The sequence below is a fragment of the Aquimarina agarivorans genome, from assembly GCF_000218485.1.
In the GTDB taxonomy this organism is placed as follows: Bacteria; Bacteroidota; Bacteroidia; order Flavobacteriales; family Flavobacteriaceae; genus Aquimarina; species Aquimarina agarivorans.
This window is the reverse complement of sequence record NZ_AFPB01000036.1, coordinates 50172-66637: the sequence shown is the minus strand read 5'-3', so window position 1 is coordinate 66637 and position 16466 is coordinate 50172. Positions and strand designations below refer to the sequence as shown.

12 protein-coding genes are annotated in these 16466 nt (G+C 34.3%); all 12 read left to right on the top strand.

The annotated features are described in order from the left end of the window. Positions 1 to 13 precede the first annotated feature (13 nt). The 12 genes from GMC_RS18640 (at position 14) to GMC_RS18630 (ending at position 16337) form a co-directional block, all read left to right on the top strand. Positions 14 to 1765, top strand: a complete 1752-nt coding sequence (locus tag GMC_RS18640) for a type I polyketide synthase (protein ID WP_010520506.1) — start codon at positions 14 to 16, stop codon at positions 1763 to 1765. A 97-nt stretch (positions 1766 to 1862) separates the two neighbouring features. Next, positions 1863 to 2993, top strand: coding sequence for an acyltransferase domain-containing protein (locus GMC_RS0101685; protein ID WP_010520505.1), 1131 nt, complete (start codon positions 1863 to 1865; stop codon positions 2991 to 2993). Between the two features lie 223 nt (positions 2994 to 3216). Beyond that, positions 3217 to 4074 carry a 3-hydroxyacyl-CoA dehydrogenase family protein gene (locus GMC_RS0101680; RefSeq protein ID WP_010520504.1) on the top strand — a complete coding sequence of 286 codons (858 nt, stop codon included), beginning with the start codon at positions 3217 to 3219 and terminating at the stop codon, positions 4072 to 4074. Between the two features lie 22 nt (positions 4075 to 4096). Then, a complete protein-coding gene (locus tag GMC_RS0101675; protein WP_010520503.1) occupies positions 4097 to 4348 on the top strand; it encodes an acyl carrier protein in 252 nt (83 codons plus the stop codon). A 1-nt stretch (position 4349) separates the two neighbouring features. Further along, positions 4350 to 5456 (top strand): acyl-CoA dehydrogenase family protein, encoded by a 1107-nt coding sequence (locus GMC_RS0101670; RefSeq protein ID WP_029489539.1) that lies wholly within the window; start codon positions 4350 to 4352, stop codon positions 5454 to 5456. 17 nt (positions 5457 to 5473) lie between these two features. Beyond that, positions 5474 to 6985 carry an amino acid adenylation domain-containing protein gene (locus tag GMC_RS18635; protein WP_010520501.1) on the top strand — a complete coding sequence of 504 codons (1512 nt, stop codon included), beginning with the start codon at positions 5474 to 5476 and terminating at the stop codon, positions 6983 to 6985. A 5-nt stretch (positions 6986 to 6990) separates the two neighbouring features. Next, positions 6991 to 7329 (top strand): thioesterase II family protein, encoded by a 339-nt coding sequence (locus GMC_RS0101660; protein WP_010520500.1) that lies wholly within the window; start codon positions 6991 to 6993, stop codon positions 7327 to 7329. Positions 7330 to 7858: 529 nt separating this feature from the next. Beyond that, a complete protein-coding gene (locus tag GMC_RS0101650) occupies positions 7859 to 8761 on the top strand; it encodes a chlorinating enzyme (protein ID WP_010520498.1) in 903 nt (300 codons plus the stop codon). 26 nt (positions 8762 to 8787) lie between these two features. Continuing rightward, positions 8788 to 9054, top strand: coding sequence for a 2Fe-2S iron-sulfur cluster-binding protein (locus GMC_RS0101645; RefSeq protein ID WP_010520497.1), 267 nt, complete (start codon positions 8788 to 8790; stop codon positions 9052 to 9054). Positions 9055 to 9085: 31 nt separating this feature from the next. Further along, entirely contained in the window at positions 9086 to 10057 is a 972-nt protein-coding gene (locus GMC_RS0101640; protein WP_010520496.1) for a fatty acid desaturase family protein, read from the top strand. A 4-nt stretch (positions 10058 to 10061) separates the two neighbouring features. Next, positions 10062 to 14198 (top strand): SDR family NAD(P)-dependent oxidoreductase, encoded by a 4137-nt coding sequence (locus GMC_RS0101635; protein WP_010520495.1) that lies wholly within the window; start codon positions 10062 to 10064, stop codon positions 14196 to 14198. A 183-nt stretch (positions 14199 to 14381) separates the two neighbouring features. After that, positions 14382 to 16337, top strand: coding sequence for an aminotransferase class III-fold pyridoxal phosphate-dependent enzyme (locus GMC_RS18630; protein WP_010520494.1), 1956 nt, complete (start codon positions 14382 to 14384; stop codon positions 16335 to 16337). The last annotated feature ends 129 nt before the right edge of the window (positions 16338 to 16466 follow it).

The following is a 16466-nucleotide window of genomic DNA, read 5'->3' as shown; positions in this document are numbered from 1 at the left end:
ATATATATTGAAAATGAGCTCAGATATAAAACTTTTTATTAATAAACTAAAGGACAACAATGTTTCCCCTGATCTTTTAAACGGCTTTCTAAATACTATAAAAAAAATAAAATCACAAAAAGAAAAAAGAGAAAGTATCGCCGTCGTAGGAATGTCATGTAAGCTTCCAGCTGGTATAAATTCGACTGACGATTTGTGGAAGGCACTATTAAACGGAGAATCCGAGGTGACTGATTATCCTAAAAATAGAGGATGGAATATGGATGATTTTTATATGCCTGATCAAGGAAGCAAAGGCAAAGTATATGTGAAGGAAGGAGGGTTTATTGACGATATAGATTTGTTTGACCCAGGCTTTTTTGGGATTTCCCCCAATGAGGCGATAGAAATGGATCCACAGCAACGGTTAATTCTTGAAACAGCCTATAAGGCAATTGAAAATGGAGGATTTGCATTACAAAATTTACAAAATAAAAAAACAGGAGTGTTTATAGGAGTCGGAACCAGTGATTACCGATCTTTATCTCTGAAGACAAATCAATTTGAGAACATTAACTTTTACTCAGGAACAGGAAACAGTCGTGGGGTTGCTGCCGGAAGAATTTCTTATCTGATGAGCTTAAATGGACCTAGCTTAACGGTAGATACAGCCTGCTCTTCTTCTATGACAGCTGTGCACCTTGGAATTAATAGTTTGTTGTTGAAAGAGAGTGATTACATACTCGCAGGGGGTGTTAATTTAATATTAACCCCACAAGAAATTATTTCCCGTTGTAAGTTGGGTGCTTTAAGTAATGATGCTACTTGTAAATCTTTTGACGAACACGCAAACGGCTTTGCATTGGGTGAAGGTTGTGGAGTTATTGTCCTCAAAAGACTGGAAGATGCTATTAGAGACAATGATAATATTCAGGCCGTTATAACTAGCTCTTCAATTAATCATAACGGAGGTGGTAACGGTATGACAGCTCCTAACGGAAAAAGTCAGGAAGCTGTCATTAACGACTGTCTGAAAGCAGGGAATATTGACCCAGAAAAATTAGATTATATAGAAGCACACGGACCTGGTACAAGTCTGGGCGACCCTATTGAATACTACTCTGTGGCAAATACTTATTGTAAAAACAATAATCGTAAATCGGTGCTTTACCTGGGAGCATTAAAAGCAAATTTTGGACATGCAGAAGCCGCCTCAGGAATATTGTCTGTAATTAAAGCTGCATTGATAGCTAAAAACAGAGTGATTCCTCCACAGGTAAACTTTCATCATCCAAATTCACAAATAGACTGGAATGAGTATCCGATTGAGGTACCCTTGGAAGTAAAAGATCTAAAAAAGCAGAAGGATGAAGTGTATGTAGGGGTGAGTTCATTCGGAATTGGAGGAAGTAATGCTCATTTAGTGCTAAAAACAAGTAAGGAAGACCAGACAGAGAATGATACTTCGGAAGGTAATGAATTATATGGGTTAGTCTTATCTGCATATAAGAAGAACAATTTAAATGCTCAGGTTAAAAATATGATACAATTTCTGAAGCATACAGAACAGCCTTTGAAAAATATATGTTATACACAAGTAGTGAAAGGTAAAAGACATAAATACAGAACAGGCGTTGTTGGAAAAACCAAAAAAGAGATAATTAAAAGGTTAAACGCTTTTTTAGATGGAAGTAAGAAACTGGGGTTGTTTAATTATATAAATAGCACTAATAAATCTGGAATTGCATTTGTTTTTCTGGACACGGATCTCAGGATAGAGAGATAGGAAAATGGATGTATGAGCATTATGCTGTTTTCCGTTCAGTTATAGATGAATGTCAAGACGCCTTTTACGAAATCAGCGGAAAGGATCTAAAAAAAATATGTTTGAAAGCTCAGAGGAAGTACTGGGGTCTGCAGAAGCTGCGCATCCGGCTATATTTAGTTTCGGAATAGCATTCGCAAAACAGTTGATGCATTGGGGAGTTATTCCTGATACCTTAATTGGTCACAGTATAGGTGAATATACTGGAATTTGTCTGGCAGGTGTTTTAGATATAAAATCTGTTTTACAGCTAATACAAAAAAGAGCTTCACTGATAGAAAGCGTAGGGAATGAAGGCAGAATGCTAGCAATAATTGAAGAAGAAGCCCGTGTAAAGGAAGTTATAGTAGAAACAGGAGCAAATGTTGATATAGCAGCTGTTAATGGAGAAAAAGCTGTGGTGGTTTCTGGTTATCTGGAAGAACTGAAAAAAATAGAAAACTCATTTAAGAAACAGCAGGTTAGTGTTAATTATCTTTCGGTTTCTCATGCAGCACATTCATGTCTTATGGACCCTGTAATAGAAGAGTTAACAGAATATGCTAGAGGCATAGAGATAAATAAGCCAGTATTACATTTGGTGTCAAATGTCAAAGGAGAATTTATCACTGATAAAGAAATTTCTCATAATTACTGGGCAGACCATCTCAGAAAAACAGTAAGATTCCACAAAGGAGTGGAGGCAGTTCTCAGTCGCGGCATAAAATGTTTTATAGAAATAGGCTTTAAACCTACTTTAAACCCATTAATTAAAGAATCATTTTCCGAAGTAACAACCATAAATATAAGTCAGCCCAAATTTGAACGAACAGCTCTGTTAACGGCACTTACAAATATATGTAGTTATGGTATTGATGTTAATTGGGAAGAAATACTGGCGCCTTTCTCCTGTAAAAAAACAGAACTTCCAACTTACGAATTTAACCGAAGCAGGTTTTGGTTTCCTGAAGTACAAAATACAATGTTGGATACTCCTGCTAAAAATAGAAATTATAAACTACTTGGGAATATTTATACTGAGGTTTTTAAGGAATCCTTTGAAGAAAGTAAAGAACTAAATTTTAAGAAAAAAGACCCAATAAATATTGTATGCTTTAGAAACAGAATTAAGGAAGAATTGGGAGTTACTTTAAAACTTGAAGAAATAGAAAACAGCAAATTAAATGACTTAGTCACACAGCTTAGTTAATGCTTTCCTATGGAAACAAAGGGTTTGACACTCGTTTACAACGTGAATTCATCTGAAAAAACACTTTTTTAAAACTGAGGCTTTAAACTATAATTAAGTAATTGAATCATTTTTCACTCTTATAGAAAATACCGATGGTTTTATGAAGTTGTTTTAAATTTAATAAACAACTACTCATTTGATTACTAACAAAAAGATTAAAACTACTTAAATATTAAGAACGATGTCTGTTAACATTACAATTATGGGAGCAGGAGTTATGGGAACTGGTGTTGCCCATAATTTTGCCCAATATGGATTTCCAGTAACACTGATAGATATATCAGCAGATCAATTGGAAAAAAGCGAAAAACAAATTAAGAAAAATCTGCGGTTATATAAGTTCCACAAGAATTACTCCAGCTCTGAGGAAACTAAAGAAGAAATAATAGGAAGAATAAATTTTACCTGCGATTATTTGGAGGCAAAGGATGCTGATTTAATAATTGAAAATGTTACCGAAGATTGGGATATAAAAAAAGAGGTTTATGAAAAGTTGAGATCTATTTGCAGAAAAGATACTAAATGGGCGGTAAACACCTCGGCAGTATCCATTACAAAAGTAGCCAACTTACTTCCAAAGCCTGAAAATGTAATCGGTGTTCATTTTATGAACCCTGTTCCTTTGAAACAAATGGTCGAGTTAATAAGAGGTTATCACACTACAGAAAGTACAATAACTTTTTTACAAGATCAAATGAGTCAGTTAAATAAAAGAACGCTTGTAGTTAACGATTCCCCTGGTTTTGTTACAAACAGAGCTATGATGATTTTTGTAAATGAAGCAGTTTTTATGCTACAGGAAGGAGTGTCAACGGCTAAAGATATCGACACTCTGTTTAAAGAGTGTTTCGGGCATAGAATGGGACCTCTTGAAACGGCTGATCTTATTGGTTTAGATACAATTTTAAAATCACTTTATATGCTTCAGGACGGTTTTAACGACGATAAATTCAGACCTTGTTTTTTACTGAAAAAAATGGTGAATGCCAATCTTTTAGGGATGAAGTCAGGTGAAGGATTTTATAAATATGATTTATAATACAAACAATAATAATTAATTCATGGATAAAATTAAAGAAAAAATTAGAGAACGTATTAAACCTATTCTTCAGGGAAATGAGATAGATGATGACGAAAACTTCTTCGAACTGGGCTTGGTTCATTCTTTATTTGCAATGCAGATAATTCTGTTTATAGAAAAAGAATACAAAATAGAACTGGATCCAGATGAAGTGTCACTTGAAAATCTTAGTTCAATAGATGCTATTGCTGAGATTATTGATGAAAGATTTAAAAAAACACCGTCAGTATAATATGGGGTTCAATTCAGACTTTGAAAAGGAAGTAATTTCTTTTGTTTCAGAATATATTACACCGTATGCTATAGAAATGGATGTAACTCAAAATATCCCCAATGCAGTAATAAAAAATATTGCTGATAAGGGATATTTTGGAGCTTGTGTAAAAAGCAAATACGGGGGGCAGAATATGAATGCATACGATATTATGTCTCTTCATAAAATAATGGCTCAGGGACATGGCTCAGTTGAAAATATGTTAACCGTAACAGGTATGGTTACACAGCCTATTCAACGATTTGGTTCCAGAGAAATCAGAGATAAGTGGCTACCCTTAATTGCCACAGGCGAAAAAATTGGCGGAATTGCTTTAACGGAGCCTAACGCTGGAAGTGATTTAAGGTCTGTGGAAACGTGTTTGACAGACAAAAAAGATCACTTTGTTCTTAACGGTGTAAAACGGTGGATAACACTTGGGCAAATTGCAGATTTCTTTCTGGTACTTTGCAAATTGGAAAATAAAACGATTGCAGTTATTGTTGAAAGAAATAACCCAGGTTTAAAAATCAAATCAATAAAAAATATGCTTGGGTTAAAGGCTAATATGCTTGCAGAACTTGAGTTTACGGATTGTGTGGTTCCGAAGGAAAATACAATCGGAAGCGAGATTGATGGTGTTTCTACAGCTATTAATTTTGGACTCGACGAAGGGCGCTTTACTACAGCATGCGGAAGTCTGGGAATCGCAGAGGCAGCTTTAAGTGAAGCCATAAAGCATGTAAGAGAAAAAGACAGACTTAATAAGCATCAATTGGTTCAAAAACTGTTGACAGAAATGATTGTAGATGTAGAATCTGCAAAAAACTTTTGTACAGCAGCTGCAGAGGCTAGAGAAATATTCGACCTATCGATGGTGCGTAAAACACTTTTAGCAAAATACGTAGCTTCTAAAGCGGCAACCAGCGTAACGTCCAATGCCATTCAAATTTTAGGAGCCAAAGGCTGTCATCTTAACTCGTCATTTACTGAGCGGCTATACAGAGATGCTAAAATTATGGAGATTATTGAAGGGTCAACCCAAATACATGAAGTACTTATTCCCAAAGAGTTCTTATACGTATAATTCTTATTTAATCGTAAATGGAAAACAAAAATATTCTTTCAGATATACAGGAGGCTTTTCATGTGCATGCAAACAAAATAGCCGTTATTGAGGGCGACCATAAAATACTGTATTCAGAACTGGACGAGCGTTCGAGTCAAATGGCAAATATGCTCCTTAACTCGGGTGTGAAAAAAGGTGATATCGTCGGAATTTTGATGGTACGTTCAATTGAAATGATTACTACTATTTATTCATTACTGAAGTTGGGGGCAGCCTATCTGCCGTTAGATCCTTTATACCCAACAGAACGTCTAAATTCTATTTTTGAAGATAGTAAAATTAAGACTTTGATAACAAGTGCTAAAACTGCAGCGTATGATTCTTTTAAAGGAAATCATATTTCTTTAAATAACACAAACATAACTCTGTTTTCTAAGGAAAGACCAGCAGTATCAGTTTCTGGTCATGACTTGGCTTATGTAATCTATACCTCAGGATCTACCGGAAAACCCAAAGGAGTTGCCTTAGAACATTCAGGATTATATAATAGGTTGGTTTGGATGCAGGGTGCATACCCGATAACATCTTCTGATACTCTGTTCTTTAAAACAGTGTATACATTTGATGTTTCTGTATGGGAGATATTTTGGTGGTCGATGTATGGAGCTTCGGTAGTATTGCTTCCAGGAGGAAGAGAACAGGATGTAAGATTAATGTTTAAGATGATTAAAAAACATCAAATCAATGTTATTCATTTCGTACCATCTGTATTTCGTTTATTTCTTGAGTACTTATCAATAAAGGAAGATATAAATCCTGTTGCATCATTAAAATATATATTCACCAGTGGAGAAAAATTATTAGTATCGAGTGTAAATACATTCAATCAGTTTTTTAAGAATTCACAGGGGGTATTAGTTAATTTATATGGGCCTACAGAGGCAAGTATAGATGTATCTCACTATGCTTTCAGGGAAAAGGAACGATTTTATAAAACAGCACCGATAGGAAAAGCTATTAGCAACATAAAATTATTTGTGCTTGATGAAGAGTTGCGGGAGAAAAATAACGGAGAAGAAGGGGAATTGTATATTACAGGAATAGGATTGGCAAGAAACTATGTGAATAATGAAGAACTGACAGATTTAAAATTTGTTAAACTTCCGTACCATCAAAATATTCGTGCCTATAAAACCGGTGATATTGTGTACAAGGACAAGGAGTCTTTGAACATTTGTTTCGTAGGACGAAAAGATTTTCAGGTTAAGTTGAGAGGTTTACGAGTTGAACTGACAGATATTGAAAAGCAGCTTAAAACAATAGGAAACATAAAAGATGTAGTTGTTTTAATGAATGAAAATGACAGTAATCAGTTTTTATACGCTTTTTATAAAGCAAATTCTGAAATTAAAGAAAGCCAGATTAAAGAGCAGTTGAAAGCTAAAATTCCAACCTACATGATTCCTAACAGGTTTATTTTCAAGGAGGAATTCCCTTTATTGTCAAGTGGAAAGTTAAACAGGAAACAACTGATAGCTGAGTTATAAAAATAATGAAGTATAAAAATATTTCACCTTGGTTTTCTATGAGAGAGCAAGGTAATACAGATTACAAATGTAGGTGGATCTTTTTTCCTTTTGCCGGGGCAGCACCTTCAGCATTACATGCTGTAGCCAATAGATTAAGCAGTGATGTACAGGTTTTGATTGTAGATTTACCTGGAAGAGGGAAACGCATGAAAGAACCACTTTTTGATAATGTACATACCATTACAGAACAGCTTTTAAACGAATTTACAGCATTACCTGACCTTCCAACCTACTTTTTTGGGTATAGTTTGGGTACCCTAATCGCTTATGAATTAGCGATTGCTCTAAAAGAAAAAATATAAAACAGTTAATTTTAGCGGCAGGGTCGGCACCGCATAATATAAAAAAAGAAAACCACTATATAATTTAATTAAAGAAGATTTTTGGAAACAAATTAAAAGTTACGGAGGCCTTCCCCAGAAAATTTTAAATGAACCAGATTTACTGGATTTTATTGAACCTATACTTCGAGCCGATTTTAAGGTAATTGACTGTTATGATTATAAACCAAAAAAATACTCGACATTCCCATATTAGTGGCAGCAGGAAGTAATGATTTTGTATGCCCTCCGAAATATGTTGAAAATTGGAAAATGTATACTACAAGCAATTTTAATTATCTAGAGTTTCAGGGAGGTCATTTTTTCATGAATGATAATTTGAACCATTTTTATGAATCAATTCAAAAAAAAGTAATGATTTAAACCCTTTTTTAAATCATGTAAGTTTTTTTTAAATCAGATTATGCCTTAGAATCTGTGATAAAGTTTTGAAAAAAACATCTTTATAAAAACTAAGCTAATGTAATTAACAAAATTAAACCATAAAGCAATGAATTTAGATCATTTAAATGCCAAAGAAATAAAAGCAATTTTTGATAAAGACGGGGTAGTAGGTCCCTTTAGAGCATATGATCCGGATATAGCAAAGACCATGCTTAAGAATATTCGGTCTAAAAGTATGATTCAGAATCATGCAATACACAAGAATAATGTTGGATGGGATCGACATTTCGACGTTCAAGATCTTTCTGATCATATATCGAACGTCAAAATTTTGGAAAAAGTAAAAGTTATATTAGGAGAAGATATTTTATGCTGGCGAACAGAATTCTTTCCGAAATTCCCTAAAAGTGCAGGTACGGACTGGCATCAGGTGGGAACATTTCAATACGTAACAGGAGATCCTATTTTACAGCCAACCATATCGGGTAAAGATGAGTATGTCGAAATTACAGCATGGACAGCATTTACTGATGCAACGATTGAAAATGGATGTATGAAGTTTTTACCTGGAACACATAAAAAGCAGTACTATAATGAAGGATTGCCAGTGACGGGAGGGAGGGATACCGAATACACACCTATAGAGAAAGATAATTTTTACGGGTACGATTTTGAAGAGTTTAAAATAGATCCAAAATGGGATCCTGATGAAATGGAAAGTAAGTCAATAGAAATGAAGGCAGGAGAATTTATCTTATTTACCTCAAAGTGTATTCATGGTTCGCATCCGAACGTAAGTGAAAGATCTACACGGTTTGCATTTTCTTCACGATTTGTTCCTACTCAGGTTAAAGTATATCCTAACCATGATGAATTTCACGGACATGGAGGTTTTTTTCAGTTAAAAAAATCAGGTTATGGATGTGTTTTGGTGAGCGGGGAGGATACCTTTAAGCATAACCAAATAAGAACAGAGAATAGTTTGGGTACTCCTTTTCAAAAAATATAATCAGTTAGCAGAAATTTATTTTGTAAATGAAGAAAATTAATATAGGAAAATCAACTTTTGAGCTTGAAAAAGGAGAGCCCCTCTCTAATCTGTATGATTATGATACCGATATTCCGTTTCAGTGTTTAAGAGGCAGATGCGGTAGATGCCTTGTTAAGAAAAATTATGGAAATTTGGGGGAAATTACCCAAAACGAAACGAAATTGTTAAAACGATTAGGCTTTTCTCCAGGTGAATACCGGCTGCTTTGTCAATGTACGTTAGAAGAAAACTCTAAAGTCAATACAATCTAATTTATGAATTAATGCAAAATTATAGTAAAATATGAAGAACCACAGATTTAACAGGCAGATTCTGAAAGAACTAGATATGTTGTCGGAAACCAATAACTACCGTTCTCTTTTGGGGTTATTGGTAGATTATCTTTTTATAGGAGCAAGTGTATACATTGTGCTCGTAAACTGGTATTTCTATCCTTTGGCAGTTCTGTTAATTGGTACAAGGCAACGTGCATTTGTAACCTTGCTCCATGATGCCGGACACGGAGTGCTTTTTAAAAATACTTGGCTAAATGATTTTGTTGGAAAGTACCTTACAGGTTACCTGATTTTTTTGGGTTTTGATGATTATATTAAATCACATGTAGTACATCATCACAACCATATAGGTAACGAAGATAAAGATCCAGATTTGAGGTTTTACAACCATTTTGGTCTATATGAAGATCTTGATAAAAAAGCATTTATCAAAAAACATCTACTGAAACCTATGCTGTTTGGTAATGCTTTTATTTATGCCAAGGCATTGTTTAACGACCGTTTAGGGTATGTTAAGGAAGGTTCTCGTGAAGCTATAATAATGATAGTATACTGGTTGTTTATCATAGGAGTTTTTGCCTTGAACGGATGGTTGTTATACCTGATTCTTCTGTGGTTTGTTCCATTCTTCATCATATTCCCATGGCAAGGGTGGTTTATAGGTATATCAGAACACTTTTTATTAATTAAAAACCCCGACGAAATAGATAAGTCATGGAACAGGTTTAGCCATCCTTTAGAAGCTTTTTTTTCGAGTATACACAATGAAAATTATCATTTGACACATCACCTACGTCCCGATATACCTTACTGGAATCTAAAAAAAGCACATGAGATAATGATGAAAGATGAGAAATATAGGGATCTAAATATTAATATGGGAGGGATTTTTATTTCGTCAAATAAAAATCCCACTTTTTGGAACAGAATTCACGAATTTCTGGATGATAGAGAATTAAAAAGAACTTCATTAAATTAAAGAAATGAAAGCATTAATAACACAAAGTCCAATAAAAACTGAACACTCAATTCAAAAGGCAATAATTGGTATAAAAGGAATTTATGATTGTTTTGTAAAGCAAAAAACAACTCAAGAAGGGATCACCACTTTAATCATATATTTTTTAAGCACACAAATTGTTAGTGAAGAGGATATTAAAAATCAGATAACTGATGTTGCAAATACTGAATTCAAAATGGTCCAGTTAACCTCATTTCCAATAGATTTTAATGGAGAGATGGACGTTGGTCAACTAAATGAAATTCCTATTTTTAATGAAGAATATTTATTATCGCTGGCAGAGAAGTTAAAAACCCAATACACTTCTTTAAAACTTAAATCAGAACTTAAAACAAATTTTGAATTTGAAGCAAATAACCAGTTTTCCACAGCTAAAGATGCTATTGTTTTAGGAGGTGCTGCCAACACGAAAATCACAGAAGGCACGCTTTCAGAAAGTTTAGCGGCGGCAAGTATCACCAGTAACGGTATAACATTAGTAAGCAGTAAGGGAAATGCTGAGACATTTAGTTATAATGAGTTATTTGAGAAAGCGAAAATGACTGCAGGAGCTCTTCATAAACTCAGAATAAGGAAACAAACCCCTATTATTATGCAGCTGCCTGATATGGCACAGTATATTGAGGTTTTTTGGGGTAGTATATTAAAAGGTATACCTGCTATTCCAATGGCATTTCCGAAAGGATACAGCACAAATATGCCCGGGGCAAACAAGCTGCTTGCTACTGTTAAGCAGTTTTCTGAAAGTGTAGTAATATGTGAAGAGAAAAATAAGGAAGTGATTTCGGCTTTTCTAAAAGCGAATACTAATACAACAGTAACAGTGCTTGCCTATGAAGATTTAGCAGGCACTGCTGAAAAATTAAACACATTTGATGTACAGCCTGATGATATTGCGGTATATTTAATGACCTCCGGAAGTACTGGAGCTCCGAAACTGGTACCACAGACACACCGAAGAATTATTAATCGCTGTGCCGGAACTATCGCTGCAAATACGTTCACAAGAGAAGATATCAGTTTAAACTGGTTACCGCTTGATCACGTAGGAGGTATAATAATGTTTCACGTCAGAGATGTGGTTAGCAGATGTTTCCAAATTCAGGTTGATACCAATTATATATTACAAAAACCGTTGCGTTGGATGGAACTTTGTAGTCAATTCAGGGTAAACCTAACGTGGGCACCTAATTTTGCGTTTAATTTAATCAGTTCTTTTAAAGAAGAAATAACAAATTCTAAACTCGATTTATCAACTATTCGTTTTATAATGAATAGTGGAGAGCAGATTATAGCCTCACAAGTTCATAAGTTTTTAGAGCTTTTCAAGCCATTTAACCTAAGCTCAAAAGCAGTTTTCCCCGCTTGGGGAATGTCTGAAACCTGCTCAGCGGTATTATTCAATAAAAGCTTTGATTTAAGCTCCGTAAACCATAAATATGTCAGTGTTGGAAAACCTATTGCCGGAGTTGATGCTAGAATTGTTAATGAGAGCAATGAGCTTTTAAAAGAGGGACAACATGGAAGATTACAGGTAAAAGGAGCCTGTATTCTGGAGTCCTATTATAACAGGCCCGATGTAAATACAGAATCTTTTACAGATAACAATTGGTTCGATACAGGAGATATCGCTTTTATACAAAATGGGGAAGTTGCTGTTGTAGGAAGGAATAAAGATATATTGATTATTAACGGCTACAACCTGTCGTGTCATGAAATAGAAGAATATATCGATACAATTAAAGGTGTTGAACCTTCATCTACAGCAGTAGTACCTTTTAGAGATGGCGAAAGTTATACAGATAGTGTGGCAGTATTCTATCATACAAAAGAACAAGGTACCGCTTCAGAAAATATTAAAAAGGTCATAAGAAGGGAGGTTTCTATGCTTTTTGGGTTTACCCCAAGCGAAATTATAAGCATACAGCCTAATGAAATACCTAGAACATCTATCGGTAAAATACAGAAAGGGAAATTGACAAAAATGCTAGAGGAGGGAAGCTTTAATTTAAACCCATCCGTGGTAAATAAAATCTCTGGAGACGACACATATAAAACAACCGTCCTTGAACGAATATGGAAACCGAAAAAACTATCGGAAATTGCCATCACTAAGCCCAGAACTGCTTTAGTTTTTCCAGTGGTAAACTCGTCTATTAATTTTGAAATACTGCCAGCTAGTGTAGATTTGTTATATGCAGTTAATTCAGATAATTTCTGTAAAATATCTGATAATGAATATGGAGTTAATCAAGACCGCCAGGAAGACTTTATAAAACTTCTTGAAGATATATTCGCTAATAATATTGAACTTGGTACTGTTATTATAGAATCTGAAGAAGATAAAAAAAGTACTAATTCCAGTGAAACTGCTGAAAAAAATGCACTACGCCTATTGTTTTTGGTAAAAGCACTTAGTACATTCCGTGAAAAGCACATTAGCCTTATTTTGGTAAGTAGACAAAATCAGCAGGTTACTTCTGATGAGAAAACAAGAATAAATGCTAGTGCTCAGATAGGTATGCTGCATGCGATTCATGAAGAAATAAAGTGGATTTCTTGCAAACATATTGATGTAAATACTTTAATTGACAGCTCGGCGTTATTTCAGGAGGCTACAGCAATTAATAAGTTTGACAGAGAAGTTGTTTATCGTGAAAATAAACGATTTGTTTCGCGCTTAAGTGAAACTGTGATTAAAAATTACGAAAAGTCCTTTATTCCTAAAGATAATGAAACCTATCTTATAACCGGAGGATTAGGAGGTATCGCTATAACTTTGGCTATGGATTTACTTGAAAAAGCAGCGGTAAAATTAGTTTTATTGGGAAGAAGTGCGTTTGCAGATTTAAATCAGGAAAAACAAGATAATTATAATAGAATTAAGGAGATAAGTGCTGATGTCACCTATGTTAACGCCGATTTAAATGATTATCAAACACTAAAACAAAGACTTAATGGTACGACGATAGACGGAATTTTTCATTTAGCTGCTGATTTTAAAATGAAGGCCATAAGTAATTTTTCTGCTGAGGAGTTCAGACACCAAATTCAGACTAAAGTAAAGGGAAGTTTTAATTTATATGATTTAGCATGTGAATTAAAAATATCAAATTTCATTAACTTTTCATCAGTTAACGGTTATTTTGGAGGAGTTGGTGTTATTGCTTATTCTGCGGCTAATAGGTTTCAGGAAGCTTTGGTAAAATATGCAACTCAGCAAAATGCTGTGAAGGTATGGAATATGGCCTGGTCTATTTGGGAAAATACAGGGCTTGGTAAAAAGATTGAATTTCCAGAGTTAGCAGCTCGTAAAGGGTTTGATATTTTAAAAGCAAAAGATGCATTAAAATTAATGTATAAAGTTTTGAGCCAGGGAGTTTCAAATTCGTTTATAGGCATTAACAAGAACAATCTTTTTATGCAACCCTACCTATCTTTAAAAACAGCACCTTTAAGAGAAATTGAAGTATCAGGTTCTGAAAATAATATAAATACTGACTTTAAAAATTATTTAAAAGACGAGTTCGAAATTGCAATACCAATATCTAAAATTGTTCTCACTAAAGAGGTTCAGACATTACCAGATGAGGACACCGAAACCAAGACTGTATTTAAGGAGAGTATTGAAGATTACGTGACTTCAGTATTTATGGAAGTTCTAAAAATAGATTCTTTTTCAAGAGACGACAGTTTTTTTGATTTGGGAGGAAATTCATTAATACTACCTCAGGTATACAATAAAATTGAAGAAAAATATCAGTGCGGATTGACAATAGTTGATCTGTTTCAACATAGAACCGTTGATGAAATTTCAAGTTTTATAGGTAATAAAACACAAAACTTACAAGAAAAGCAGTCTTACGAAACTGTAAAGGGACACGTTACCAATACCTGGGTAAAACTGTTAAATCTTGAAGATATTAATGATGATGAAAATCTTTTTGATCTCGGGTTAAATTCATTACTGTTACCACAAGCTCAGAGTGAGATTAATGAAAAATTTAACATAGAACTTTCTGTGGTAGATTTTTTCCAATACAGTTCTATTAATGAACTTATCGGAGTTATTTGTGAAAAACTCCAAATAGAAAATTAATTCAGTATCTACTTAATAATACCATTACATTTTAATGCTATAGTAATGCACAAAATGTAATGGTATCATAAGTAAAAACTTTATCCCTGTCAAAAAATTCAATACATACACACTTAAATTCTGCCAATATTTTTAAAGTTATTGGCTACTACAAATTAAAACAGGGTAAAAAATAAATATAAAATGAAGTTACAAGAAAATATTAGAGATCTTTTTGCTGGAACAATGGGGTACGATGCAGAGGATATAGAAACGGGAGTACCTTTATTGGAAATAGGGGCAGACTCCTTTACAATGATGTCGGTTACTAGAAAGATAAAAGAAACTTATGGGGTATCAATATCCATGAGAGATATCTTTGAAAACATAAATACAATCGGAAAAATTACGTCCTATGTTTTGGAGAATGCTAAGGAATTACCTCAAAGTGAAATGGAACCGGTAATGTTTTCAGAAAGTATAAATGAAACAAAAGAGGTCGCACCTGTAAAAGAAATACATGACGAAGCACCTGTAAAGCAGTTTTCAAATAGCTTTTCATTTAAAAGCAGGGAAAAGGGAGTCCAAAGTTTTTCTGAAGTTTCAAATTTTGAACCCCCCGTATCTTTTAAAGAAACAACCAATGGCAGTTCTAAAACTTTTACACCCCGGAAAATGTTGTTTTCACGATCAGTATCAACCAACGGTAACCATAAGAATGATGATGCTTCAACAGCTTGGGTAGATACTAAGAAAAGTAGAGAGCTTACACCGGAGCAAGAAATCTATTTGGATGGTTTTATCAAAGAATATTGTGACAAAACATTCGGTTCTAAAAGAATTGCTCAGGATTCCAGAGCTTATTTATGCAATAATCGTAAAAGTTCGTCAGGGTTTAGGCTCGAAACGAAAGAGCTTTTATATCCAATAGTTACAAAAGCTTCCAAAGGCTCAAAAATAAGGGATGTTGATGATAATGAATATGTTGATATTGCCATGGGGTTTGGGTCTACTTTATTCGGTCATAATCCTGATTTTTTAAAGAAGCGTTTGACAGAGCAGTTAGAAAAAGGATATCAAATTGGACCGGAGTCAGATTTAACCGCAGAAAATGCACGATTAATTGCTAAAACCATAAATATGGATCGAGTTCTGTTTTCCAATACGGGTACAGAAGCAGTTATGACCGCTATCAGAATAGCCAGAGCGGCTAGTGGTAAAAATAAAATTGTGATATTTCAAAATTCATATCATGGCCATTGCGATAATGTTTTAGTAGTACCTGACATAGAATCAGATACATTTGAATCTAAAGGTATGGTTCCTGGAATCCCCGAATCAGCGATAGAAGATACCCTGATATTACCGTATGGAAATGTAAAAGCACTTTCGTTTATAGAAGAAAATGCCGATGATATAGCGGCAGTAATTGTAGAGCCGGTAAGAAACTATTTAGGAAATAAAAACCCTAAGGAATTTTTGAAAAATATCAGGGAAATAACAAGAAGAAAAGATATTATTCTTGTCTTTGATGAAGTATTGGTCGGATACAGGATTGCATTGGGAGGAGCGCAGGAATGGTTTGATATTGAAGCTGATATAACTACTTACGGTAAAGCCATTGCAGCAGGGATACCAGTGGGTATTGTTGCTGGAAAAAGTTGGTGTATGGACTGGGTTGACGGAGGGTACTGGAGCTATGGAGATAATTCAGTACCTATAGGCAATCAAACATATACTGCCGGTACTTTTTGTAAACATCCTTTGGCAATGACTGCTGTAAATGCAGCACTGACCGAAATGCTTGATAAAGGTCCCGAACTACAGCATGAATTAAATGAAAGGACAGAAGAAATGTGTTCTATTCTCGATGATATTATTACACATTATCAAGTTCCGCTGAAAGTCCACAGGTTTGGTTCTAATTTTCGATTTTCAATGTCAGGTAATTTAAGCTTTGCTTTCCAGCCTTTGGAACTGGATATTTTCTTTTATCATGTAATAAATGAAGGAGTCTATGTATGGGAAGGAAGAACATGTTTTATTTCAACCGCGCATACAGATGAAGATCTAAATACGATTATTAGTGCAGTACACAATTCAATTCAAAAAATGAAAGCTGCTGGATTTTGGATTAGAAAAAAAAAAAGACAAGCCTAAACTAAAAAGAAAAGGACTTATAAATCCTATCGCTTCTGTTTTAAAAGAAGAGGCAATTCATAAACCTACTTTTGAAGCAGAAGTATCTGTAAGTAAAAAACAGGAATTAAAAACACGACAAAAACAAAC